2 protein-coding genes are annotated in these 3,829 nt (G+C 40.7%); both read left to right on the top strand.

The genetic code is table 11. From position 1 onward, the window contains the following. On the top strand, positions 1-2,740 hold a 2,740-nt coding region (locus E1176_RS04370), incomplete at its 5' end, for a type I restriction endonuclease subunit R (protein ID WP_155209352.1). Next, a partial coding sequence (locus tag E1176_RS04375) for a restriction endonuclease subunit S (RefSeq protein ID WP_185152623.1) occupies positions 2,741-3,829 on the top strand: 1,089 nt, incomplete at its 3' end.

A 3,829-nucleotide genomic window follows, 5' to 3' on the forward strand; every position in this document is an offset into this window, starting at 1 on the left:
GAATCAAAGTCCAGAACAAATCGCTAGAGACAACATCGATAAGCAATTAGCTGCTTGTGGATGGATCGTTCAGGATTTGAAGCAAATCAATTTGAATGCTGGGCTTGGAGTGGCTGTGCGGGAATATAGAACCGAAAGAGGTCCGGTTGATTACTTGTTATTTGTTAATAAACAACCTGTTGGTGTTGTTGAAGCCAAGAAAATCGATGAAGGTGGGCGACTAAAAGCGCATGAAGATCAAGCGGAAGAATATGCCACTAGTAAGTTAAAATGGATTGTTGATGAGCAAGTTCTTCCTTATGTATATCTCTCTACTGGTGAAATAACTGAATTCTGGAATCTACAAGATCCTAAACCGCGAGCGCGGGAAGTCTTTTCTTTTTTAAGACCGGAAACCATTGAAGAAGAGCTCAAGAAGGATGATACGTTAAGAGCTCGACTCCAATCATTTCCAGCGTTAGATAAAGGCTCACTCAGAGATTGTCAGTTTAAGGCTATTAGAAATCTGGAGGAATCCTTTGTCGAGAATAAACCGCGAGCATTGATTCAAATGGCGACTGGTGCAGGCAAGACTTTTACTGCTATCTCCTCCATTTTCAGGATTCTGGAATTTGGAGAAGCGAAGCGCATCCTCTTTCTGGTTGATACAAAGAATCTTGGTGAACAGGCCGAGCAGGAGTTCATGGCTTTTACGCCTCCCAATGAGAATCGGAAATTCACCGAGCTCTATACGGTGCAACGATTGAAGTCGAGCTACATCAATCCTGATGCGCATGTGATTATATGTACCATTCAGCGACTCTATTCAATTTTAAAAGGTGAGGAATTAGATGAAAAAGCGGAAGAGGAGAATCCAAATGAGAAAGTGATTAAGGCGAAAGAACCTTTGCCGGTAGTTTATAATGAGAAGATTCCGGTGGAGTTTTTCGACTTTATCATTATTGACGAGTGCCATCGCTCCATCTACAACTTATGGCGTCAGGTACTGGATTATTTTGATGCTTTCTTAATTGGATTGACGGCTACTCCCGACAAGCGTACGTTTGGGTTCTTTAATGAAAATGTGGTGAGCGAGTATCCCCATGAAGAGGCCGTGGCTGATGGCGTCAATGTTACATATGATACCTTTTTGATTGAGACGAAGATCACCAAAACAGGTGCAGTCATTGAGGCCAAGGAATATGTGGACAAACGTGAAAAGCTTTCTCGCAGAAAACGATGGGAGCAGGTAGATGAAGAGGTTGTCTATACAGGAAAGCAATTAGACAAGGATATCGTTAATCCAAGCCAGATTAGAAATGTAATCAAGGCCTTTCGTAAGAAGTTGCCTGTATTATTCCCTGATAGAAAGGAAGTACCTAAAACGCTGATCTTTGCGAAAACGGATAGTCATGCCAATGATATCATTGATATCGTGCGGGAAGAGTTTGGGGAGAGTAACAGTTTTTGCAAGAAGATTACCTATCAGTCTAAAGAGGATCCAAAGTCTGTTCTATCCTCATTTAGGAATGACTATCACCCAAGAATTGCAGTGACCGTGGATATGATTGCAACGGGTACGGACGTGAAGCCTTTGGAGTGCTTGCTGTTCATGCGAATGGTAAGATCGAAAGGTTATTTTGAGCAAATGAAGGGGCGTGGTACTCGAACAATCAAGTTTGAAGATCTGAAAAAGGTCACACCTTCAGCTATTGCTACGAAAGACCATTTTGTGATTGTAGATGCAATTGGCGTAATGAAGGAAGTGAAAACTGATAGCCGACCGCTTGAACGAAAGAGGACTGTTCCTCTCAAAGACCTTATGCACATGACCATGATGGGAGCTGTGGATGAAGATGTATTTATTTCCTTAGCTGGTCGCTTAGGACGTATTGAAAAACAAATATCTCCTGAAGAAAAGGAGAAGTTTAAAGAACTAGCTGGAGGCAAGACCATCAATCAAATGATGAAAGATCTGTTAGCTGTCTTTGATCCAGATAAAGTAAAATCAGAAGCCATTGCCAGGTACGGAAATCCTACACCAGCCCAAGAAGAAGAAACCCAGCAGGAAATGGGACGAGAAGCCGGTGCACCAATTACTGGCGAGTTGATTGAGTATGTAGATAATGTAAGAAAAAGCCTAGAGCAGATCATCGATGTGGTAAACATTGACGAATTGGAATTTGCTGGCTGGGATACTGAACAAAAGGAAAAAGCGCAGGCCATTGTTGAAGATTTTAAAAATTACATTGCCTCACACAAGGATGAGATATTGGCCTTGAGCTGGTTTTATGCAGAGCCGTACAGCAGAAAGGACCTAACCTATGATCTGGTAAAAGATCTTTTAGATAAGTTAAAACAGGATAAGCCAACCTTAGCACCGATGCGGCTATGGCAGGCTTATGAACATTTAGACGGATTACAACACAGTTCGCCACTCAATGAACTCACTGCTTTGGTTGCTCTGGTACGAAGAGTCATTGGATTGGATAAAAAATTAGTGCCTTTTAGCAAAGTAGTAGATAAGCGATTTCAGGACTGGGTGTTTAAGAAACAGGCTGGGCCTGTGAAGTACACCGAGGAGCAAATGACATGGCTAAGAATGATTAAAGATCACATTGCTACTTCCTTTTATCTGGAGCGAGATGATTTGGATTTTAGCCCTTTTGATTCGAAAGGTGGAATGATGAAAATGTGGGATCTCTTTGGAGAAGAGATGGATGTCATGATTGATGAATTAAATAAGGAGTTAGTAGCGTAGATGAATCAAGAGTTGAATTTACCGATTGGATGGGAAACTGTCAGACTAGAACAAATTAGTCTAACATCTAGCGGAGGAACTCCGAATAGAAAAAATAGCTCCTATTATAATGGAGATATACCTTGGGTAAAATCTGGTGAATTGAAATATGGAGTTATTACAAAAACTGAAGAATACATAACTAAGACGGCAATTGAGAATTCTAGTGCCAAGATTGTTCCAAAAGGCACCTTGCTGATCGCTCTTTATGGGGCAACTGTAGGTAGACTGGCATTTCTCGGAATAGAGGCTGCAACAAATCAAGCAGTTGCCTCAATTATGTGTTTTGCTGGAATGCCGAATAAGTATTTATTCTACTTTCTAATAAATAGAAAAGAAGAGCTACTACAAAAACGAATTGGAGGAGCACAGCCAAATATCAGTCAGACGATACTGAAAGATCTGGAGGTTAATTTGCCACCGGTTGAAGAACAACATCGCATAGTTGCAAAGATAGAAGAGCTATTTAGTGAATTGGACAATGGCGTGGAGAATCTCAAGCTGGCTCAGAACCAGCTAAAAGTATATCGGCAAGCTTTGCTCAAGCATGCTTTTGAAGGAAAGCTCACCGAAGAGTGGCGAAAAGAAAACAGTCCTGAATCAGCTGAAAAGCTCTTAGAACGCATCAAAGTAGAACGCCAAGCCAGATACGAACAAGAACTTAAGGACTGGAAAGAAGCAGTTAAAAAATGGGAGAAGGAAGGAAAGAAAGGGAAGAAGCCTATTAAACCTAGAAAATTAAAACCATTTCAACAGACCCAACCTGATAAAATCCCTAAAAATTGGAATATAACTTCAGATTGGTTGATTACTCCCATAGGAAATATTGCCAATGTAAAAGGAGGCAAAAGACTTCCAAAAGGTGCTAAATACTCGGAACAAAAAACCTCCCACCCATACCTTCGAGTAACAGATTTTGGTGAGTTTGAGATTAAGAAGGAGCAATTAGAATACCTATCAAATGAAACTCATAAAAAGATTTCTAGATACGTAATTAGCAAAGATGATGCATACATATCTATTGCAGGCTCAATTGGATTAACCGGTGTA

The organism is Fulvivirga aurantia (assembly GCF_009711475.1).
GTDB classification, from domain to species: Bacteria; Bacteroidota; Bacteroidia; order Cytophagales; family Cyclobacteriaceae; genus Fulvivirga; species Fulvivirga aurantia.